The 21,284-nt window shown below is 74.3% G+C and carries 15 protein-coding genes; 5 read left to right on the top strand and 10 right to left on the bottom strand.

Features of this window, described 5'->3' with window-relative positions; genetic code table 11:
• Nucleotides 1-3 precede the first annotated feature (3 nt).
• The 4 genes from ACGRHY_RS21060 to ACGRHY_RS21045 all read right to left on the bottom strand — a co-directional run bounded on the left by ACGRHY_RS21060 (nt 4) and on the right by ACGRHY_RS21045 (nt 4,504).
• Nucleotides 4-462, bottom strand: a complete 459-nt coding sequence (locus tag ACGRHY_RS21060) for a type II toxin-antitoxin system PemK/MazF family toxin (RefSeq protein WP_394638139.1) — start codon at nt 460-462, stop codon at nt 4-6.
• Between the two features lie 1,082 nt (nt 463-1,544).
• Nucleotides 1,545-2,786 carry a hypothetical protein gene (locus ACGRHY_RS21055; RefSeq protein ID WP_394636882.1) on the bottom strand — a complete coding sequence of 414 codons (1,242 nt, stop codon included), beginning with the start codon at nt 2,784-2,786 and terminating at the stop codon, nt 1,545-1,547.
• Between the two features lie 143 nt (nt 2,787-2,929).
• Nucleotides 2,930-3,628, bottom strand: coding sequence for a S1 family peptidase (locus ACGRHY_RS21050; RefSeq protein ID WP_394636881.1), 699 nt, complete (start codon nt 3,626-3,628; stop codon nt 2,930-2,932).
• 111 nt (nt 3,629-3,739) lie between these two features.
• Nucleotides 3,740-4,504, bottom strand: a complete 765-nt coding sequence (locus ACGRHY_RS21045; RefSeq protein ID WP_394636880.1) for an HNH endonuclease family protein — start codon at nt 4,502-4,504, stop codon at nt 3,740-3,742.
• 169 nt (nt 4,505-4,673) lie between these two features.
• Here ACGRHY_RS21045 and ACGRHY_RS21040 point away from each other — a divergent pair, with 169 nt between their 5' ends.
• Nucleotides 4,674-5,462, top strand: a complete 789-nt coding sequence (locus ACGRHY_RS21040; protein ID WP_394636879.1) for a hypothetical protein — start codon at nt 4,674-4,676, stop codon at nt 5,460-5,462.
• Nucleotides 5,463-5,561: 99 nt separating this feature from the next.
• On the opposite strand, the gene ACGRHY_RS21035 is transcribed toward ACGRHY_RS21040, so the two are convergent.
• The 4 genes from ACGRHY_RS21035 to rpsA all read right to left on the bottom strand — a co-directional run bounded on the left by ACGRHY_RS21035 (nt 5,562) and on the right by rpsA (nt 9,689).
• Nucleotides 5,562-5,933: a tetratricopeptide repeat protein gene (locus ACGRHY_RS21035; RefSeq protein ID WP_241712776.1), complete on the bottom strand. Its 372-nt coding sequence runs from the start codon at nt 5,931-5,933 to the stop codon at nt 5,562-5,564.
• Nucleotides 5,934-6,185: 252 nt separating this feature from the next.
• The gene (coaE, locus tag ACGRHY_RS21030; protein ID WP_394636878.1) at nt 6,186-6,791 is read right to left on the bottom strand and encodes a dephospho-CoA kinase; all 606 of its coding nucleotides are present in this window, start codon (nt 6,789-6,791) and stop codon (nt 6,186-6,188) included.
• A 124-nt stretch (nt 6,792-6,915) separates the two neighbouring features.
• The gene (locus tag ACGRHY_RS21025) at nt 6,916-7,911 is read right to left on the bottom strand and encodes a PAC2 family protein (RefSeq protein ID WP_394636877.1); all 996 of its coding nucleotides are present in this window, start codon (nt 7,909-7,911) and stop codon (nt 6,916-6,918) included.
• A 275-nt stretch (nt 7,912-8,186) separates the two neighbouring features.
• Complete coding sequence (gene rpsA, locus ACGRHY_RS21020; RefSeq protein ID WP_394636876.1) at nt 8,187-9,689, bottom strand: 30S ribosomal protein S1; 1,503 nt, start codon at nt 9,687-9,689, stop codon at nt 8,187-8,189.
• Nucleotides 9,690-10,111: 422 nt separating this feature from the next.
• Here rpsA and ACGRHY_RS21015 point away from each other — a divergent pair, with 422 nt between their 5' ends.
• Both ACGRHY_RS21015 and hrpB read left to right on the top strand, forming a co-directional pair.
• Complete coding sequence (locus ACGRHY_RS21015; protein WP_394636875.1) at nt 10,112-10,930, top strand: class I SAM-dependent methyltransferase; 819 nt, start codon at nt 10,112-10,114, stop codon at nt 10,928-10,930.
• A 42-nt stretch (nt 10,931-10,972) separates the two neighbouring features.
• Entirely contained in the window at nt 10,973-13,522 is a 2,550-nt protein-coding gene (gene hrpB, locus ACGRHY_RS21010; protein ID WP_394636874.1) for an ATP-dependent helicase HrpB, read from the top strand.
• Between the two features lie 51 nt (nt 13,523-13,573).
• Here the strand turns inward: hrpB and ACGRHY_RS21005 are convergent, their stop codons facing one another.
• A complete protein-coding gene (locus ACGRHY_RS21005) occupies nt 13,574-15,073 on the bottom strand; it encodes a lytic transglycosylase domain-containing protein (protein ID WP_394636873.1) in 1,500 nt (499 codons plus the stop codon).
• A gap of 426 nt (nt 15,074-15,499) precedes the next feature.
• Nucleotides 15,500-18,244 carry a DNA polymerase I gene (gene polA, locus ACGRHY_RS21000; protein ID WP_394636872.1) on the bottom strand — a complete coding sequence of 915 codons (2,745 nt, stop codon included), beginning with the start codon at nt 18,242-18,244 and terminating at the stop codon, nt 15,500-15,502.
• Nucleotides 18,245-18,335: 91 nt separating this feature from the next.
• Between polA and ACGRHY_RS20995 the strand changes: the two genes are divergently transcribed.
• Together ACGRHY_RS20995 and ACGRHY_RS20990 are read left to right on the top strand one after the other, a co-directional pair.
• A complete protein-coding gene (locus tag ACGRHY_RS20995; protein ID WP_394636871.1) occupies nt 18,336-20,636 on the top strand; it encodes an FdhF/YdeP family oxidoreductase in 2,301 nt (766 codons plus the stop codon).
• A gap of 79 nt (nt 20,637-20,715) precedes the next feature.
• Nucleotides 20,716-21,189 (top strand): PaaI family thioesterase, encoded by a 474-nt coding sequence (locus ACGRHY_RS20990; RefSeq protein WP_394636870.1) that lies wholly within the window; start codon nt 20,716-20,718, stop codon nt 21,187-21,189.
• The last annotated feature ends 95 nt before the right edge of the window (nt 21,190-21,284 follow it).

The raw sequence follows: 21,284 nt of genomic DNA, 5'->3' as shown, positions 1-21,284 counted from the left end.
GGGTCAGCGCCAGCCGTACCGCCGCTGGAGGCTGTGCACCACCCGGTTGAACCTCGCCCGGTCCAGCGCGCACGCCTCGCGCCGCATCCCCCGAGGGTGGACGCGCAGCACCCGGTCCAGATCCACCCACGAGTCCCGCCCGGAGCGGTCCCAGGGACCGGAGCCGAGCGGCACCCAGTCGTGCTCGCCGTCCCGCCTCCTGCTGGAGAGCTGGACGGCGAGCAGGGTGCCGGCCGCCTCGCGCGCCACGACCAGGACGGGCCGGTCCTTGCCCCGTCCGTCCATCTCCTCGTACGGCACCCAGGTCCAGACGATCTCGCCGGGGTCGGGGGCACCGTCCGGGTCGGGCGCGTAGACCGTCCGCACGGCGCCCACCTCGTCCGCCCGCGCCTGTGTCGTCGCGGTCGGCCCCCGGCCTCCCGGGGCGTCCCCGAGCCCGTCGGCCGCCGTCATCCCGTCCATCGCCATGGGCACACGCTATCGGCGCCGCAGCCACTCTCCCGCCGCACGGTCCGCTGGCCGGGCCGAGCGCGGCGACCCGCCGGGGTCCCGGGTTCCGGTGAGGCGGTCCGACTCGGTTTGGACGGTGCGGGGTTCGTGATCGTGTGCCCGGGCGAGCCGCGTCCGGCCGGACGGACGTCCGGCCGACGCGGCGGAAGTCCCGTGCGCTCTGCGGCCGGTGTGCCGGTACTCACACGGCAGGCCCGGAAACGGGCCGGGGCCGATACGGTGTGAGCGTGTTGCCTTCCCCCCGCTTTCTGTCCCGGTCCCCGCACAGGCTCTGCTGTCTCAACGGATCCCTCCACCGGCGCCCCCTGCGGGCGCGGTGCCGTCCGGCGGCCGGGAGAGAGCACACCGGGCGCCCGCCGGGCAGGGCCGGGGCGCAGCCCGGACGGACGGTCGTCTGTCCGCGGCTGTGCGGCCACCTGCCGCCCCCGACCGCGGCCCACTGACCACCGCACCGGCCGCCTCCGGGGGCGCGGGTCCAGGAGTACGGGCAGTGCCGGACCCCGCCGAGGCACAGGCAGCCGCCCTCTCCCGTCCGCCGGGCGTACGCCTTCGGTCTCCCCTCCTCGGGGAAGGTCACGAGCGTGCTGTTCCTGACCTCGTAGCGGCCCGTGACCATGCCCGTCCCGGCTTCCCGGGTGAAGACGCCGTCCTCGTGGAAGCCGAGGACGGCCGTGTCGTAGTCGGCGGACCGGTCGGTGCTCCGGCTGCCCACCGGTTCCGGGGGGGGGACGGACCGGCCGTCGCCGGCGGCCTCCCCGGCGGCGCCGTCCGGTCCGCCGGCGCCGTCCGTCTGACCGCGTCCGCCCAGCAGCAGCACCGGCCGCCACCAGTGCGGTCGCAACCGTTCGCCGTGTCGTGCCCACGACTCCCGCCTCCGGTCCGTTCGTTCGGCGACGCACGGTACCTTCGCCGTCACCACCGTGATGGCGGTGTGCGGGGACACGGCCGTACCCGGGAGGAAAGCCGGTCGGTTCGTCTCCCCGTCCGGGCGACCGCGCCGCACCGCGCGGAGGCGGTGCGGCGGGCGAGGGGTCTCAGCACCAGCCGCTGACCGGGCCGTTGACGCCCGACCACACATAGGCGTCGCTGACCCAGGTGCCGTCGCTGAGCCTGTTCCACAGGCTCGTGGTGCCGTAGCGGCCGGTGTGCGAGGTGCCGGAGGCGGAGCAGGAGACGGTGACCGTGGCTCCGTCCGCGGCCGAGCCCGCGATCGCGTGACCGGTGCCCGGTCCGGTGCGCTTGTTGACGTGACCGCCTCCGTTGGCGTCGACCACGGCCTGGTTCAGGCCCAGCGCTCCGTAGTTGTACAGGGTCCCGCCGGCGTTCACCCGCCTGCTGCCGTGCATCGCCGAGCCCTGGTAGGCGGCGGAGCCGTTGTAGATCACCCACTTGCCCAGGTTGTGGCCCGCGAGCGGGATGTACGAGCCGTTCTGGATCAGACCGAAGTGGACATGGCGGCCGTAGGCGGCGCCGCCGCAGGTGACGTCCGTGCCCGTGTAGCCGAGGAACGCGCCGGTGTTGACCCAGCCGCCGTCGGTGTTGATGTTGTTCCACAGGTGGTAGTAGTCGGTGGCGTAGCCGCGGTCGTGGACGACCCGTATCCAGCCCCGGCACATGGTGTAGGCCGTGCCCTGCCGGGCGGCGCGCACCACCTCGTCGCCCCCTGCGAAGTCCAGCGAGCTCCACGGCGCCGCGCTGCCGCTCCAGCCGTGGGGGCCGCTTGTCATGACCGTGCTGGCTCCGACGGTCGTCGGCAGCGCCATGCCGGTGCGGTAGTCGCCCGCGCCGTACGCGACGACCTCGCCGCCGCCCGGGCCGCCGCCTCCCGGGGCCCTGCCCTGCCTGCCGTCGAGCCCGGCGAACAGGGGCTTCTCCTCGGGCTCGACCAGCGGGGAGCGCCGGGACAGCTCGGCGAACCGCTCCTCGCCCTCCAGGGCGGCCCGCCATGTTCCGCCCTCGCGCTCGGCGAGGAACAGCCAGCCCCTGGGCATCCGTTCCGAGCCGGGCTCGGTCGCCAGTACGGCCGTTCCGAAGGCCCATCCTCCCGCGCCGCGGGTGATGTTGACGCGCGTAGTGTCGTGCGCCGCCGCGGCTTCGGCCCCGGCGCGCCCGCGTTCCACGAGGCGTTCGGCCACGGCCGCCTCCGGGCCGGCGCCCTGCCGGTCACCGGCGGCGGCCCCCGCCGGGGCGGCCAGGGACAGCGCCCCCGCCAGGGTCAGCACGGCGGTGGTGATTCCGGTGATCCGACGGGCTTCGGGTCTTCTCCAGCCGAACATGCGGTCCTCCTCGGCAGCCGGAGGCACCGCTTGCGGCGGCACCTCCGATTTGAATGGCCACCGTCAAATTAGAAGGTGCCGCATCCTCTGCCAAGTACGCCTCCACGGGCCCGGGGTCTCCCGTCCGGGCGCCGTCGCCGGCTTCAGTACAGGCTCAGCCCGTACGCGGCCAGGACCCAGGCGACGGGCTGGTGGTACGTGACGCCGCCGTAGGTGCAGTTGCCGCTTCCGCCCACGACGACGCCGAGGGCCGTGGTCCCGGAGAAGGCGGGGCCTCCGGTGTCGCCCGGCTCCGAGCAGGCGTTCGAGCTGAACAGCCCGTAGACGACGCCGCCGCCGTAGTTGACCGTGACATTGACCGCGGTGACCGTGCCGCAGTGCAGCCCGCCGGCCCGGGCCACGTGGCAGACGGACTGGCCCACGCGGGGGGAGGCGGCCCCGGTGATGTCCTGGACGACGCCCCCGCCCAGGTTCACCACGCCGGGGTAGGACAGGAGGGTGTTGGTGTAGCGGATGAGCCCGTAGTCGTTGCCGGGGAAGCTCCGGGCCGCGGTGGTGCCGACCGGCACGGTCCGCGCGGCGTCGGCGTACCAGGTGATGGCCTGCTCACTCATGCAGTGCCCCGCGACGAGACCGTAGAACTCGCCGCCGCCGCGGGCGTTGAAGGCCACCGTGCAGTGGCGGCCGTCGATGCCGTAGAGCACGTCGCCGCCGCGCACGACGGTCAGCGCCGCCGGAGCGGCGGAGGCGGGAGCGGCGGAGGCGGCGGGGACGCCGAGGAACACGGTGGCGAGGGCGGCCAGTAACGCCAAGGCGGTTGCGGGGACGGGCGGGCGTCTCATGTTTCCTCCCGGTGGGGACGGTGCCGGTGAATGCCGATACCCCAATGTTGGGGAAAACCGGCCCTCCCCACCAGACCGCCCGGTCCGGCCCGGTCGCCCGTGCCGCGGGCCTCAGCCCCCGCACTGCCGCAGCATCATCCCCCTGTCCGCCGTGGTCACCGGCAGCTCGTACTCCAGGGCCACCTGCGCGAAGCGCACCGCGTAGGCGCAGCGGATCCGCTTGTTCGGCGGCAGCCAGGAGGCCGGACCGGAGTCGCCCTTGGCCGAGTTGGCACGGCCCTCGACCGGCAGCAGGTTCAGCGGGTCGTTGGCGAGCCGTTCGCGCTTGCCCTCCGGCCAGCGGGACGCGCCCATCTGCCAGGCGTACGACAGCGGCACCACATGGTCGACCTGCACCTCGGCGGCGTCCTGCTTCTTCCAGGCGATCTCCTCGCCCGTGTACGGGTCGGCCAGCGTCATGGCGACGACCACGCAGTCGGAGCCGGAACGGAAGCGCAACTCCTCGCCGTCGCGGGCGAGCAGGTCGTTGCGGGTGTCACACCCGTTCCTCGCGAGCGGCACCCCGTCGGCGGTGTCCATCCACGCGTAGCCGAACTCGTCCCGGTCATAACCCGTCCTGGGCCCGCGTCCCCTGGTCGCCAGTTCCGACACGATCTCGCGGGCCCGCTCACGGTCCGCGGCGGAGGACACGGGCGCCAGTCCCGGCTCGGTGCCCTCCTCGTTCTCCAGCGGACTGACGGCGCGTCCGGCCGACGAGCCGGACTCCGTCGCCGAGGACGGGGCTTCGAGGTCGATCGACTCGCAGCCCGCCAGGAACAGGGCGGCGCTCAGCGCGAGGGCGGAGGCGGAAACCGGGCGGAGGACTGGTATCGGCACGGGCTGTCCAGGGATCGGGGCGGGTGTACGCGGTGGACCGGCCGCTGCGGACAGGCCCGGCCCACCGTCCATCCTTCCCCGGCGCCCGGGACGAAATCCGATTGCCCTCTCCCGGCGGGCGGAGGACGGTAGGGGCTGTCGAGGCCGATCGATCCCACGGGGGTGCGTGATGACCAGTCACTTCGGAGCCATCGGCCTCGAGGTGGGCGGCAGGCAGGAGTACGGCGGACTGCTGCGGCGACTGTACGCCCTCGGCCGCGCGGAGCCCGTCGGCGGGGGTGCGGTGCGGGTGGTGTGGACCGGCACGGGCGGCGCACGCGTCGAACTGGAGATCGACGGCGAGGGCTCGCTGACGTACGTGCTGCCCGCCCTGGTGCCCCGGGGGGCGCCGGTGCCGGTGCGCGGCATCGCCCTGGCCCCGGACGGGGTCGCGCACATGGAGCTGCTGGACGGCGAGGGCGGCCGGACGCTGTGCCCGCTGCCGGTGGGACTGACCGACCGCGCGGAACTGCGCGCGCTGGGGCGGCAGGAGGGCGGCGCGCCCACCGGGGGGCTTCTGCGGCTGAGCGCGCTCGCCGAGCGGATCGACCTGTACGAGGACCGGGCCGCGTACGACGCGGCGCAGCGGGAGCGCGAGCCGGGGTTCGCACCGGAGTACCTCATCCCCTCCGGGCTGTTCCGCCCCGACGACTCGGGCCGGGAGTGGGCGCCCGCGGCGCAGGCCCTGTTCGCGGGCGGTGTGGTGGCCGCCGAGCGCACCGAGAGCGAGATCAGCGGTGAGGTCTTCCACCGCCTGAGGGTGCGGACGCTCGGCGGGATCGAGGTGGACGTCGCCGCCGCCGATGCTCAGCTCCCGCACGCCCCGGCACCGGGCCGGTGGGCGGGCCGCTGGGTGGAGGGGGCCTTCTCCATGACCGGTTCGCTGGGGCTGGGGATGCCCCGGTGCGCGGATCGGTGAGAGGACGCGGGCCGCCCGCCGCGGCGCCCGGGGGCACTGCGGCGGGCGGTTCGTGCGATTCCTCCGGAGGAGCTCGCCCGGCAGGGGGCCGGGCGGCGGTCAGGCGGCGCGGTCGCCGAAGCGGGCCGCCTCCCAGAAGTCCGGCCGGGGGTCCAGCGCCGCCGCCAGGCGGAAGTGGCGCAGCGCCTCCTCGTCACGGCCCGCGCGCTCCAGCGTGCGGCCGAGGGCGAAGTGCGCGAAGGAGTTGTCCGGCTCGCGCTCCAGGACGACCTGGAACTCCTCCTCGGCGGCGCGCAGCTGGGCGCTGAGGAAGAACGCGCGGGCGCGCAGCAGGCGGACGGACGTCTTCTCCGGGAAGGCCGTGACGACGGACTCCAGGAGCTTGAGCGCGCCCCTGGGGTCGCGGGCGGCCAGCAGCTGCTCCGCGGCGCGGTACTGGATGACATGGGTCTCGGGCGTGGTCTCGGGCACGTCGACGCCTCCTCGACCGGGATCGGCCGCGTCGCACTGGCCGCGGGATCACGGGTCCTTCGGGTACGGGGGTGTTCCGGGGGCGTCACGGGAGGTCCGAGAACGTCCTGGGACGCCTTGGTGTACCGCCACGGCAACGCGCCGCCACGCGGGCATATTCCCGCTGCCCCGGTGCGGGGATTCTTCCCGGCACGGGGTGCGGTCAAGCACGCCGCCGCGGCCGCGGACCGCGCCGCGCCCGGTCCGCCGCTCTCAGGTCCGCCCGCCGGCGCGTTCCCTCAGCCGCCGCCAGACGTCGGCGACCTGGGGTTCCAGCTTCTCCAGGGGGCCGTCGTTGTCGATGACGACGTCCGCGACCGCCAGCCGCTGCTCGCGCGTCGCCTGGGCGGCCATCCGGCCCCGGGCGTCCTCCTCGTCCATGCCGCGCAGCCGCACCAGCCGGTCGAGCTGGGTGGCCGGGGAGGCGTCGACGACGATCACCAGGTCGTACAGGGGCGCGAGAGCGTTCTCCGTCAGCAGCGGTACGTCGTGTACGACCACCGCGTCCTCGCCGGCCGCCCGCTGGAGTTCGGCCGAGCGCGTCCCGACCAGCGGATGGACGATCGCATTGAGCGCCTTCAGCCTCTCCGGGTCGCCGAAGACGATCGAGCCGAGCCGGGGCCGGTCCAGGGTGCCGTCCGGGGCGAGAACCTCCTCGCCGAACTCGGCGACCACCGCGGCGAGCCCCTCGGTGCCCGGCTCGACGACCTCACGGGCGATCCGGTCGGCGTCGACGATCACGGCGCCGTGGGCGCCGAGCAGCCGCGAGACCTCGCTCTTGCCCGCGCCGATTCCGCCCGTCAGCCCCACGGAGAGCATGGCCGCGCCTCCACACGTGTCTGTGTCCGCATCGCGCCCCGCGCCGGGCGGCGGGGCCGCGTGCCGCACACGGGTTCACCCGGGGCGGCTGCCGTCACCCTACCGAAGCGCGGGTGGGGCCCCGTCAGGGCCGGGAGCCACCGGTGTCCCCTTCGCCGCCGGGGCCCCCGTCCCCGGTCCCGTCACCGCCCTCGCGCTCGGCCAGGAAACGCTCGAAGACCTCTCCGAGCTCCTCCGCCGAGGGCAGTTCGGCGGGCTCGGCGACCAGACTGCCGCGGGTCTCGGCCCCGGCCACGGCGTCGTACTGCTGCTCCAGACCGCGGACGACCGCGACCAGTTCACCGTCCCCCTCCGCGAGCTGCCGCTCGATCTCCTCCCGTACGCGGTGCGCGTCCGTGCGCAGCGCCTGGGTGACCTCCGGCAGCACCAGCCCGGTGGCCGCGGTGATCGACTCGACCACGGTCAGGGCGGCCTCGGGATAGGTGGAGCGGGCCACGTAGTGCGGGACGTGTGCGGCGAAGCCCAGTACGTCGTGGCCGGACTCGGCCAGCCGCAGCTCCAGCAGCGAGGCGGCGCTGCCGGGAACCTGTACCTCGTCGAAGGGCGTCTGCCGCACGGGGGTGAGGTCCAGGCGGTTGCCGTGCGGGGTGAGGCCGACGGGGCGGGTGTGGGGCACGCCCATGGGAATGCCGTGGAAGCCGACGGACAGCCGCACACCGAGCCTCTCGACGATTTCGCGCACGGCGGCCGCGAACCGCTCCCACTCGACGTCCGGCTCGGGTCCGGCCAGCAGCAGGAAGGGGGTGCCGGTGTCGTCCCGCAGCAGCCGCAGTTCCAGCCGGGGGGTGTCGTAGGACACCCAGTGGTCGCGCCGGAAGGTCATCACCGGCCGGCGGGCGCGGTAGTCGACGAGGCGGTCCACGTCGAAGCGGGCCACGGTCGTGCGCGGGCCGCCGTCCAGCAGCCCCTCGACGATCTGCCCGCCGGTCTCGCCGGCGTCGATGAAGCCCTCGAAGTGGTAGAGCATGACGGGCCCGTCACTGCCCGGCCCGCCGACGACCGCCTCGGCTTCCGCCAGGCCGGTCGGATCCCATGCGTACAAACCCTGTGGGTCCAGCACCTTCGCCGCTCCTCCGTGTCGCTTCCGTCTGTCGGCAACATCCGCCGCCGCGTGCGCATTCCCCTGATCGGGTGACCGGAAGACCTCTCCGGCAACGCATCGTGCCATCTCCGGCACGGCCCCCGGCACCGGGGGCCGCCCGGCGTCCCCGGACGGGGAGACGACGAGGCACGGGAACGCCGCATGGCCCCCTCCCCGGGCGGGGAGGGGGCCATGCTTCATGCGCTACCGCGGGTTGCCGCGTGCCGGCCTGTCGGCCGCGGTGGCCCGACGGGTCAGCTCTGGCCGCCCGCGAGCTTCTCGCGGAGGGCCGCCAGGGCCTCGTCCGACGCCAGGGCGCCGGAGTTGTCGCCCGACTCCGAGGAGTACGAGCCGCCGCCACCGGCGCCGCCGCCCTGCGGGGCACCGCCGCCGGCACCCTCGGCCTCGGCCTGGGCGTCGGCCTCGCGGGACTTGAGGACCTGCGCCTGGTGCTGCTCGAAGCGCTGCTGCGCCTCGGCGTACTGGCGCTCCCACTCCTCGCGCTGCTTCTCGTAGCCCGGCAGCCAGTCGTTGGCCTCCGGGTCGAAGCCCTCGGGGTAGATGTAGTTGCCCTGGTCGTCGTAGGACGCGGCCATGCCGTACAGGGTCGGGTCGAACTCGACCGCCATCGGGTCGGCACCGAAGGACTCGTTGGCCTGCTTCAGCGAGAGGCTGATGCGGCGGCGCTCCAGGTCGATGTCGATGACCTTGACGAAGATCTCGTCGTTGACCTGGACGACCTGCTCCGGGATCTCCACGTGGCGCTCGGCCAGCTCGGAGATGTGGACCAGGCCCTCGATGCCCTCGTCGACCCGGACGAACGCGCCGAACGGCACCAGCTTGGTGACCTTGCCGGGCACGACCTGGCCGATCTGGTGGGTCCGGGCGAACTGCTGCCACGGGTCTTCCTGGGTCGCCTTGAGCGACAGGGAGACGCGCTCGCGGTCCATGTCGACGTCCAGGACCTCGACCGTGACCTCCTGGCCGACCTCGACGACCTCGGACGGGTGGTCGATGTGCTTCCAGGACAGCTCGGAGACGTGGACCAGACCGTCCACGCCGCCCAGGTCCACGAAGGCGCCGAAGTTGACGATCGAGGAGACGACGCCGGACCGCACCTGGCCCTTCTGGAGGGTGGTGAGGAAGGTCTGGCGCACCTCGGACTGGGTCTGCTCCAGCCAGGCGCGGCGGGAGAGGACCACGTTGTTGCGGTTCTTGTCCAGCTCGATGATCTTGGCCTCGAGCTCCTTGCCGACGTACGGCTGGAGGTCGCGGACGCGACGCATCTCGACCAGGGAGGCCGGCAGGAAGCCGCGGAGGCCGATGTCGAGGATGAGACCACCCTTGACGACCTCGATGACGGTACCGGTGACGATGCCGTCCTCTTCCTTGATCTTCTCGATGGTGCCCCAGGCCCGCTCGTACTGGGCGCGCTTCTTCGAGAGGATCAGGCGGCCCTCCTTGTCCTCCTTCTGGAGGACCAGGGCCTCGATCTCGTCACCGACGGCGACGACCTCGTTCGGGTCGACATCGTGCTTGATCGACAGCTCTCGGGAAGGGATGACGCCTTCGGTCTTGTAGCCGATGTCGAGCAGGACCTCGTCCCGGTCGACCTTCACGATGACGCCGTCGACGATGTCGCCGTCGTTGAAGTACTTGATCGTCTCGTCGATCGCGGCGAGGAAGGCTTCCTCGGAACCGATGTCGTTAACCGCAACCTGCGGGGTGGTCACGGTGGTCTCGGTGCTGCTCGTCATGTGGAAAAGGGCTCCGGTACGGACATTGAAGTCGTAGGTACTGCTACGCCGAGAGCCCGTATCGCACTGCCGAAGCCGGACAGCCTGAGAGGTGCTTCACCGAAGATCTCCGAGGAAACCACGAGCACCTCGACAACCGAGGGGACATACAACAGATGCGAGCGCGACCTGCTCCGTCCGAGGCGCGCAGGCCCGCAGCGCAACTTGTAGCATACGGGGGCAGGCGGGCAGGGTCAATGCGCGAACGAGGACACGCGGGACAATGATCCCAAATCCGGCACAAGTCGCTGGCTCCATGTCCCGTTCCCGCCTCTCCCGGGCCCGCCGGCGCCCGGAGGCCGGGGCTCCCAGGGGCCCGCACGGCGCCTCCGGCGTTTCCCCTCCGGCTCCCGCCGGAACCGAAGGCTACGACGACGGGCGAGATGAACCAAGAGAGCGAACCGGAGCCGGAGGCCGCCCGCCGCGACGCGGACGCCGCCGAGAGCAGCCGGGCCAGCCGCGGCTGGTGGGACCGGAACGCCGACGAGTACCAGCGCGAGCACGGCGGCTTCCTCGGTGACGACCGCTTCGTGTGGGGCCCGGAGGGCCTGGACGAGGAGGAGGCCGGTCTGCTGGGACCGGCGGAGCGGCTGGCCGGCCGCTCGGTGCTGGAGGTCGGCGCGGGTGCGGCACAGTGCTCGCGCTGGCTGGCGGCGCGCGGGGCGCGTCCGGTGGCCCTGGACATCTCGCACCGGCAGCTCCGGCACGCGCTGCGCATCGACGGCGCCGCCCCGGCGTTCCCCCTGGTGCAGGCCGACGCCGGGGCACTGCCCTTCGCCGGCGGCTCCTTCGACCTGGCCTGCTCCGCGTACGGGGCGCTGCCCTTCGTCGCCGACCCGGTGCGGGTGCTGCGCGAGGTGCGCCGCGTCCTGCGGCCGGGCGGCCGGTGGGTGTTCTCCGTGACGCACCCGGTCCGGTGGGCCTTCCCCGACGAACCGGGGGCGGAGGGGCTGACGGCCGCCGCCTCCTACTTCGACCGCACGCCCTACGTCGAGCAGGACGAGCGCGGGCGCGCCGTCTACGTCGAGCACCACCGCACCCTCGGCGACCGCGTGCGCGACCTCGTCGCCGCCGGGTTCCGCCTGGTGGACCTGGTGGAGCCGGAGTGGCCCGAGTGGAACCGGCAGGAGTGGGGAGGCTGGTCGCCACTGCGCGGCCGGCTGATCCCGGGCACCGCGATCTTCGTCTGCGAGCGGGACTAGGGATCTTCCGGGGCGCCTGCGGGGCGCTGCGAGGATGGGGGCATGCCCCTGCGGACCGACGCCCTGCGCCAGCTTCCCGTACGCACCGTCCTGCCGGCGCTGGAGGCGGCGCTCCGAACGCGCGGGGCGGCCGTGCTGTGCGCCCCGCCGGGCACGGGCAAGACCACCTTGGTGCCGCTCGCCCTGGCCGGGCTCTCCGGCCTGCGGGAGGGGGCCCCGGTGCGGCGCGTGCTGGTCGCCGAACCGCGCCGGATCGCGGTGCGGGCCGCTGCGCGGCGGATGGCCTGGCTGCTGGGCGAGCCCGCCGGCGAAAGGGTCGGGTTCACCGTGCGCGGGGAGCGGGCGGTCGGCCCCGGATGCCTGGTGGAGGTGGTGACCACCGGGGTGCTGCTCCAGCGGCTCCAGCGGGACCCGGAGCTGCCCGGGGTGGACACGGTGGTGCTGGACGAGTGCCACGAGCGGCACCTGGACGCGGACACCGCCGCCGCCTTCCTGCTGGACGTACGCGCCGCGCTGCGGCCGGAGCTGCGGCTGGTCGCCGCCTCGGCCACCACCGACGCCGGGGCCTGGGCCCGGCTGCTGGACGCGCCCGTGGTGGAGGCGCCCGGCGCCTCCCATCCGGTGCGGGTGGTGTGGGCGCCTCCGGCCCGCCCGGTGCGCCCCGCGCACGGCACACGGGTGGATCCGGCCCTGCTGGAGCACGTCGCGGACACGGTGCGCCGGGCACTGCGGGAGGAGGGGGGCGACGTGCTGTGCTTCCTGCCGGGGACCGGGGAGATCGCCCGGGTGGCCGCTCTGCTGGACGACGGGGCCGGCGCCGAGGTGCTCCAGGTGCACGGGCGGGCCCCGGCCGCCGTCCAGGACGCGGTGCTGGCGGGTCCGGCCGGACGGCGGCGGGTGGTACTGGCCACGGCGGTGGCCGAGTCCAGCCTGACGGTGCCGGGGGTGCGGGTGGTGGTGGACGCCGGGCTGTCCCGCGAGCCGCGCACCGACCACGCCCGGGGGCTGAGCGCGCTGGCGACGGTGCGGGCCTCGCGGGCATCGGCCCGGCAGCGCGCGGGACGGGCCGGGCGCGAGGCGCCGGGAGTGGTCTACCGCTGCTGGCCGGAGGCCGAGCACGACCGGCTGCCGCGCTTCCCCTCACCCGAGATCGATGTCGCCGACCTCACCGCCTTCGCGCTGCGTGCGGCCTGCTGGGGCGATCCTGACGCACGCGGGCTGGCCCTGCCCGACGCCCCTCCGCAGGGCGCGATGGCGGCGGCCCGCGAGGTGCTGCGGGCGATCGGCGCCGTGGACGCGGAGGGACGGGTCACGGAACGCGGGAAGGCGATGGCCTCGCTGGGCCTGCACCCCCGGCTGGCGCGCGCCCTGCTGGACGCCGCTCCCCTGGTGGGGGCACGGCGGGCGGCCGAGGTGGTGGCGCTGCTGAGCGAGGAGCCGCCCCGGGAGTACGGCGACGAGGTGGCGGCGGTGTGGCGTACCGCGCGCCGGGGCCGGGACGCGTACGCCGCCCGCTGGCGCCGGGAGGCGCGCCGGCTGGCAGGCGCGCTGCCCGGCGGGCGCGGCGGGCAGGACACCGCGGGAGCGGCCGACGACGCGGCCGCCGGGCTGGTGGTGGCGCTGGCCTTCCCCGAGCGGGTGGCGCGCTCACGCGGAGGGCGGGCGTATCTGATGGCCTCCGGCACCCGCGCCGAGCTCGCCCCGGGAACCGGGCTGCGCGACGCCCCCTGGCTGGCGGTCGCCGTCGCGGACCGGCCCGTGGGGGCCGCCTCCGCGCGGATACGGCTGGCCGCGGTGGCCGACGGGGACACGGTGCGGGAGGCGGCCGGGGCGCTGTACTCGGAAACCGAGGAGGTCGGCTGGTCCGCCGGGAGGCGCGATGTGGTGGCCCGGCGTGTGGAGCGGCTGGGCTCGATCGAGCTGTCCTCCCGCCCGCTGCGCGACCCCGGCCCCGCACCGGTCCGGGCTGCTCTGCTGGAGGGGCTGCGGCGCGAGGGCGTGGGGCTGCTGCGCTGGACGCGGGAGGCCGGGTCGCTGCGGGAGCGGCTGGTCTTCCTCCACCGGGAGCTGGGTGAGCCGTGGCCGGACGTGTCGGACGAGGCGCTGCTGGCACGGGCGGACGAGTGGCTGGACGGAGTGCCGGGCCCGGCACGGCAACGGGCCGATCTGGAACGCGCGGACGCCGGCCGGCTGCTGAACGCGCTGCTGCCCTGGGCCTCCGGGGACGCCGCACGGCTGGACGAACTGGCGCCGGAGCGGATCGAGGTGCCCTCGGGCTCGCGGATACGGGTGGACTACGGCGGGGAGCGGCCGGTGCTCGCGGTCAAGCTCCAGGAGCTGTTCGGCTGGCAGGAGGCGCCCCGGCTGGCGGGCGGCCGGGTGCCGCTGCTGGTGCACCTGCTGTCGCCCGCGGGGCGGCCGGCGGCCGTGACCGCGGATCTGGCGTCGTTCTGGCGCGACGGCTACCGCTCGGTGCGGGCCGAGCTGCGCGGCCGCTACCCCAAGCACCCCTGGCCCGAGGACCCGGCGACCGCGGAGCCGACCGGGCGTACGGCCGCCGCGGCGCGGGGTGCGACCGGGCGGGGGCGCTGAGCGGCGCCCCCGCCCGGGGCCGCGGGGGCCGGCGGCCCTGCGGCCGCCGGTTCAGTCCTCCTGGCGGGCCTGGACGGTGGCGCCGGCGGTCGGGGCGGGAGTCTGCCGCTCGTCGTCCTGCTGCCCGCTGCCGTCCTCGCCCTCTCCGGGCTCGTCCGGGTTCTCCGGGTCCTCGTCCCCGCAGGGGTCCTCCGGGTCCTCCCCCGGCTCCTCCGGGTTCTCGGAGGACTCCGGGTTCTCGGAGTCCTCGGAGTCCCCGCCCGGCTCCCCGGCCGGGGTGGGGGAGGGCGAGCCGGCGGGCTCCTCGGTTCCGACGCCGGGCTCCTCCGGGTTCTCGGGGTCCTCCGGCTCCGCCGGGCAGCCGGGCTCGTCCGGGTCTTCGGGCTCCTCCCCCGGCTCGTCCGGGTCCTCGGGCTCCTCCCCCGGCTCGTCCGGGTCCTCGGGCTCCTCCCCCGGCTCGTCCGGGTCCTCGGGCTCCTCCCCCGGCTCGTCCGGGTCCTCGGGCTCCTCCCCCGGCTCGTCCGGGTCCTCGGGCTCCTCCCCCGGCTCGTCCGGGTCCTCGGGCTCCTCCCCCGGCTCGTCCGGGTCCTCGGGCTCCTCCCCCGGCTCGTCCGGATCCTCGGAGTCGGCGGGCGGGACAGGGGTGATCGTCCCGCCACCGGATACGGGCGGCTTCGGAGAGGGCTTCCCGCCCTCTCCGTCCCGGCCGTCCTCGCCGCCGTCCCCGCCCTTGCCGTCGCCGGCCTTCTCGCCGCCCGGCCGTACGGGCCGCGACTCGTTGCCCGCACCGGGGCTGTCGGGCAGCGTTCCCTCGCCGTCGGGCACCTCGTGGGCGCCCTTGCGGTAGAAGTCCAGCCAGGACAGCACCGTCCGCAGGTACTCCCGCGACTGGTTGTAGCTGAGGACGGCCCGTTCCAGGTCGGCCGGGTCCGACAGATTCCTGCCGCTCGCGCACAGGTAGCGCCCTGCGGCGAGGGCGGCGTCGTAGATGTTGTTCGGGTCCTCGCGGCCGTCGCCGTTGCCGTCCGCGCCCCAGTTGGCCCAGGTGGACGGGATGAACTGCATCGGCCCGACGGCCCGGTCGTAGCGGGTGTCGCCGTCGTACGCGCCGCCGTCGGTGTCCGAGATGTGCGCGAAGCCCACACCGTTGAGCGCGGGTCCCAGGATCGGCTTGTGGGTGGTGCCCTGGGCGTCCACGGCTCCGCCGCGGGCCTGCCCGGACTCCACCTTGCCTATCGCGGCCAGGAGTTGCCAGGGAAGGTTGCAGCCGGGCCGCTCCTCGCCGAGGGTCCGCTCCGCCCGCTTGTAGGCGGCCAGAACGGTGGCGGGTATGCCGGACTCGGTGGGACCGGCGACATCCGGCAGGTCGCTGGAGGACCCGGGCTTGTCCGGCTTGATCAGCGGCGGAAGCTCTGTGTGGTAGGGGGAGTTGCCGTCGGCGGGAAGGTCGGGCGCATCCGGGGAGCCTGCGGCCTCCCTGCCGCCGGGTTGCACCAGTTCCAGGCCGGGCCCCTGTGACGCGGTGAGCGCGGCCATCGCCGCCGCCGCCACCGCGGTACTGGTAACGCCCCTTCGGACCCTGCCCACGAGCCGCCGAGCCGCCATCTGCCAGACCCTCCACGCTGTTGTCACGCGCTGCCGCGCCACACCTGCCGGATGCGGCGCCCTTCAAACGCTCTGTACGGTTGTGTACGTGCTGTGTGTCCGGTCCGCCCGGCACCTGCCGCGTGTCCGTACTCCGGCCGTACCGCCTCCCCGCGAGGAGTAACGAACGGGACACTACGGCAAGTTCGGCACCCGATCCACCGCGCCCGAAGACGACGCGGCAACGCACACGACCGTTCCACCGGACGTTCACCGCCGCCCGCCCCTTTGGCGGCCGACCGCCCCTCGAACGCCTCCGGTGTCCCCCGGCCGCCGTGTGCCGCCCGGGCCGTCGTCCGGCTCCCGGGCGGCACACGGCCTTCCGCGACCGCCTCAGTGGGCGGCGTCCTCCCAGTTCTCGCCGGAACCCACGGAGACGTCCAGCGGCGCCCTCAGCCGGACGGCCCCGGCCATCTCCCGGCGCACCAGCTCCTCCACCGCCTCCCGCTCGCCCGGGGCGACCTCCAGCACGATCTCGTCGTGCACCTGGAGCAGCATGCGCGAGCGCAGTCCCGCCTCGCCCAGCGCCCGGTCCACCTTCAGCATCGCGATCTTCACGATGTCCGCGGCGGTGCCCTGGATCGGGGCGTTGAGCGCCATCCGCTCGGCCATCTCGCGACGCTGGCGGTTGTCGCTGTTGAGATCGGGCAGGTAGCGGCGGCGGCCGAGGATGGTGTGGGTGTAGCCGGTGGCCCGGGCGTCCTCCACCACTCTGTGCAGGTAGTCGCGCACCCCGCCGAAGCGCTCGAAGTAGGCGTCCATCAGCCTGCGCGCCTCGTCGGCGGTGATGCCGAGCTGCTGCGACAGGCCGAAGGCCGACAGTCCGTAGGCCAGCCCGTACGACATGGCCTTGATCTTGCGGCGCATCTCCGGGTCCACCCGGTCCTTGGGGACCTCGAAGACCTGGGAGGCGGCGGTGGTGTGCAGGTCCTCGCCGGAGGTGAACGCCTCGATCAGGCCCTCGTCCTCCGACAGGTGCGCCATCACCCGCAGTTCGATCTGACTGTAGTCGGCCGTCAGCAGCGACTCGTACCCCTCGCCGACCAGGAAGCCCCGCCGGATGGCCCGGCCCTCGTCGGTGCGCACCGGGATGTTCTGCAGGTTGGGGTCGGTGGAGGACAGCCGTCCGGTGGCGGCCACCGTCTGGTTGAAGGTGGTGTGGATGCGGCCGTCGGCGGCGATCGTCTTGATCAGGCCCTCGACGGTGGTGCGCAGCTTGGACTGCTCGCGGTAGCGCAGCATCACCACCGGCAGCTCGTGCTCGGTCTGCGTCGCCAGCCAGGCCAGCGCGTCGGCGTCCGTGGTGTAGCCGGTCTTGGTCCGCTTGGTCTTGGGCAGGCCCAGCTCGCCGAAGAGCACCTCCTGCAGCTGCTTGGGCGAACCGAGGTTGAACTCGTGGCCCACCGCGGTGTGCGCCTCGCGCACCGCCTGCTGGACGGCCGCGGCGAACTGCTGCTCCATGCGGTCCAGCCACTCGCGGTCCGCGGCGATACCCGCCCGCTCCATCCGCGCCAGCAGGCCCGAGGTCGGCAGCTCGATGTCCTGGAGCAGATCGGACGCGCCGACCTCCTCGAGCCGCCCGGCCAGTGCCCCGCCCAGGTCCAGGACGGTGCGGGCCCGGGCCATCAGCGCGTCCGCCTCGGCCTCCTCGTCCGCGCCCAGCGCAAGCTGCCCGCTGCTCTCGGCGGGCCGGGCCGGCTCCCGGCCCAGGAACTCCACCGACAGCGCCTCCAGGGCGAACGAGCGGCGGCCCGGTTGCACCAGGTAGGCGGCCAGCGCGGTGTCCATCGTGACGCCAGCGACGCTCCAGCCGTGCTCGGCGAAGACCCGCATCACCGCCTTGGCGTCGTGCATGACCTTCGGCCGGGCCCCGTCGGCGATCCACGCCGCGAACGCCCGCTCGTCGGCCTCGTCCAGCTGGACCGGGTCGAACCACACGGCCGGCCCCTGCCCGGTGGCCAGGGCGATCTCGCCGACGCTGCCCGAGCCCAGCTTCCAGCTGTCGACGGTGGCCACGCCCAGCGGACCGGTGCCGGATGCGGCGTGCTCGGCCAGCCAGGGGGCCAGTTCGCCCGCGCCGGCGACCACACCGTCGACCTCCACGCCGTCCGCCGGGACGGCCTCCCCCTGGCCGGACGCGCCCGGGTCGACCGCGTACAGCCGGTCGCGGAAACCGGTGTTGCGGAACTCCAGCGCGTCCAGCACCACTTCCAGCGCCCCCCGGTCGTACGGCGCCCGCGCCAGGTCCGCCGGGCCGGCCGGCAGCTCCACGTCGCACACCAGCGCCGTCAGCCGCCGGTTGAGCCGGACGCTGTCCAGGTGGTCGCGCAGCTTCTCCCCGACCTTGCCCTTGACCTCGTCGGCACGCTCCAGCAGCTCGGCGAGGGAGCCGAACTGTCTGATCCACTTCGCGGCGGTCTTCTCACCCACCCCGGGGATGCCGGGCAGGTTGTCCGACGGGTCGCCGCGCAGGGCCGCGAAGTCCGGGTACTGCTCGGGGGTCAGGCCGTACTTCTCCTCCACCTTCCCGGGAGTGAAGCGGGTCAGCTCCGACACTCCCCGCGTGGGGTACAGCACCGTCGTCGCGTCGTTGACGAGCTGGAAGGAGTCGCGGTCACCGGTGACGATCGAGACGTGGAAGCCCTCGGCCACCGCCCGTGTGGCCAGGGTGGCGATGATGTCGTCCGCCTCGAATCCCTCCACCGCGAACCGCCGGATGCCCATCGCGTCCAGCAGTTCGCCGATCAGCTCCACCTGCCCCTTGAAGCCGTCCGGGGACTTGGAGCGGTTCGCCTTGTAGTCGGCGAACTCCTCCGTGCGCCAGGTCTTGCGCGACACGTCGAAGGCGACCGCCAGATGGGTGGGGGCCTCGTCGCGCAGCGTGTTCGCCAGCATCGAGGCGAAGCCGTAGATCGCGTTCGTCGGCTGCCCGGTGATGGTGGAGAAGTTCTCCTCGGGCAACGCGAAGAACGCCCGGTAGGCGAGGGAGTGCCCGTCCAGCAGGAGCAGGCGCCTGTCCTGGGGCTCGGGCGGATCGGAGGAGTTCGCTGCGGTCGCTTTCGATGCTTTGTTGGCCACGCCCCGATCCTGCCACGCACCACCGACACCGGTTCACGGGCCGCCTCGGAGCCCTGTCGCGCCCCCGTGGGGCATGGCAGGATCTGCGGCCATGAGACGCAGGCCGCCCGCCACCGATCCCGTCCAGGACGCCCCCCGGGTCGGCGCCCCGCGCCGCCGTGCCGCCGGGCTGCCCGCCGTCGCCCGTTCCCTGCGCATGGCCGGGGAGCAGATGGGAGTGCGGCGCACCGCGCTGACCCTGCTGAGGGTCAATCAGGAGGACGGCTTCGACTGCCCCGGCTGCGCCTGGCCCGAGCCGGAGCGGCGGCACACCGCGGAGTTCTGCGAGAACGGTGCCAAGGCCGTCGCCGAGGAGGCCACGCTGCGGCGGGTGACCCCCGCCTTCTTCGCCGAGCACCCCGTGGCCGGCCTGGCCGGGCGCTCCGGACACTGGCTGGGGCAGCAGGGCCGCCTCACCCACCCGATGTACCTGGCGGAGGGCTCCGACCGCTACGAGCCGATCGGCTGGGACGAGGCCTTCGAGATCGTCGCGGGCGAACTGCGCGCCCTGGACTCGCCCGGCGAGGCCGTCTTCTACACCTCCGGCCGCACCGGCAACGAGGCCGCCTTCCTCTACCAGCTCCTGGCCCGCTGCCTGGGCACCAACAACCTGCCCGACTGCTCCAACCTGTGCCACGAGTCGTCCGGCGCCGCGCTGACCGAGACCCTCGGTGTCGGCAAGGGCAGCGTGCTCCTGGAGGACATCCACCGCGCCGACCTGGTCATCGTCGCCGGGCAGAACCCGGGCACCAACCACCCGCGGATGCTCTCCGCGCTGGAGAAGGCCAAGCGGGGCGGTGCGCGGATCATCACGGTCAACCCGCTGCCCGAGGCCGGCCTGGAGCGGTTCGACAACCCGCAGACCCTGCGCGGCCTGGCCGGTTCCGGCACACCGCTGACCGACCTGTTCCTGCAGATCCGCATCGGCGGCGACCAGGCCCTCTTCCGCGAGCTGTGCCGCCGGGTGCTGGAGGCCGGCGGCGGGGTGGACGAGGCGTTCGTCCGCGAACACACCCACGGCTACGAGGAGTTCGCCGCCGCTGCCCGTGCCACCGACCCCGCCGACGTGCTGCGCGCCACCGGGCTCGCCCCGGCCGACATCGACCGCGCCGCAGAGCTGGTCCTGGCCTCGGAGCGCACCGTGGTGTGCTGGGCCATGGGCCTGACCCAGCACCGGCACGCCGTGCCCACCATCCGCGAGATCGTCAACCTCCTGCTGCTGCGCGGCGCCGTCGGGCGCCCCGGCGCCGGGGTCTGCCCGGTGCGCGGCCACAGCAACGTCCAGGGCGACCGCACCATGGGCATCGTCGAGAAGCCCTCCGACGCCCTGCTGGACGCCCTGGAGGCGGAGTTCGGCGTCCCCATGCCCCGCGAGCACGGCCTGGACGTGGTGAACGCCATCCGCGCCCTGCGCGACGGGAGGGCGAAGGTGTTCTTCGCCCTCGGCGGCAACTTCGTCGCAGCCTCCCCCGACACCGAGGTGACCGAGGCGGCGATGCGGCGGGCCCGGCTGACCGTGCACGTGTCCACCAAGCTCAACCGCTCCCACTGCGTCACCGGCGCCCGCGCCCTGATCCTGCCCGTACTCGGCCGCACCGAGCGCGACGTACAGGCCTCCGGGGAGCAGTTCGTCACCGTCGAGGACTCCATGGGCGTCGTCCACGCCTCCCGCGGGCGCCTCGCCCCCGCGAGCGAGCACCTGCTGTCCGAGCCCGCCGTCGTCTGCCGGCTGGCCCGCCGCGCCCTGGGTCCCGGCCACCCAGTGCCCTGGGAGGAGTTCGAGGCCGACTACGCCGCGATCCGCGACCGCATCGCCCGCACCATCCCCGGCTTCGCCGGCTTCAACACCCGCGTCGCCCGCCCCGGCGGCTTCACCCTGCCCCACGCCCCGCGCGACGAGCGCCGCTTCCCCACCGCCACCGGCAAGGCCAACTTCACCGCCGCGCCGCTGACCTGGCCGCGCCTGCCGCCCGGCCGCCTGCTGCTGCAGACCCTGCGCTCCCACGACCAGTACAACACCACCGTCTACGGCCTCGACGACCGCTACCGCGGCATCAGGGGAGGCCGCCGCGTGGTCCTCGTCCACCCCGGCGACGCCGCCGCGCTCGGCCTGCCCGACGGCTCCTACGCCGACCTCACCGGCGAGTGGGACGACGGCCGCGAGCGCACCGCGCCCGGCTTCCGCGTCGTCCACTACCCCACCGCCCGCGGCTGCGCGGCCGCCTACTTCCCCGAGACCAACGTCCTGGTCCCCCTCGACGCCACCGCCGAGACCAGCAACACCCCCGCCAGCAAGTCCGTGGTGATCCGCCTCACCCCCGCCACCGGGCCCGCGGGCCCCTCTGGTAAGTAAGACGGTGTAGAGCACATCCATCACCCGCCGCACGGCCGTGCCCCACCGGCCCCGGCACGACGATCGGAGCCACGCGCCCATGGGCGAGCCGACCAGCACCGTCTTCCCCCGGGAGATCCTCGACCAGTGGGCCGGGCTCGGCATCGACCTGCCCGCCCTGTTCTCCGCCGGACGCCTCGGCGAGCGCATGGGTCTGGTCATCACCCACGCCGCGCCCGAGAAGGTCGTCGGCACCCTCCCCGTCGAGGGCAACACCCAGCCCTACGGGCTGCTGCACGGCGGCGCCTCCGCCGTCCTGGCCGAGACCCTCGGCTCCGTCGGCGCCATGCTCCACGGCGGCCCCACCAAGCTCGCCGTCGGCGTGGACCTCAACTGCACCCACCACCGCGGACTGACCTCCGGCACCGTCACCGGCACCGCCACCCCCGTGCACCGCGGCCGGTCCACCACCACCTACGAGATCACCGTCACCGACGAGCAGGACCGCCGCGTGTGCAGCGCCCGGCTCACCTGCCTGCTGCGGGACGCACCCGCGGGCGCGTACGGCAACTGACGATCCTCACCGAAAAACCACAGGTCAAAGGGTTCTGCGGGACCCGGCCGGTGCGCTTTGATACCGGTCCGGGCCGCCACCGGGGCGGCCAGGAC

The organism is Streptomyces shinuiensis (genome assembly GCF_043660855.1).
In the GTDB taxonomy this organism is placed as follows: domain Bacteria; phylum Actinomycetota; class Actinomycetes; order Streptomycetales; family Streptomycetaceae; genus Streptomyces.
Note: the sequence above shows the minus strand (reverse complement) of the source record. Positions and strands in the feature narration are given on the sequence as shown.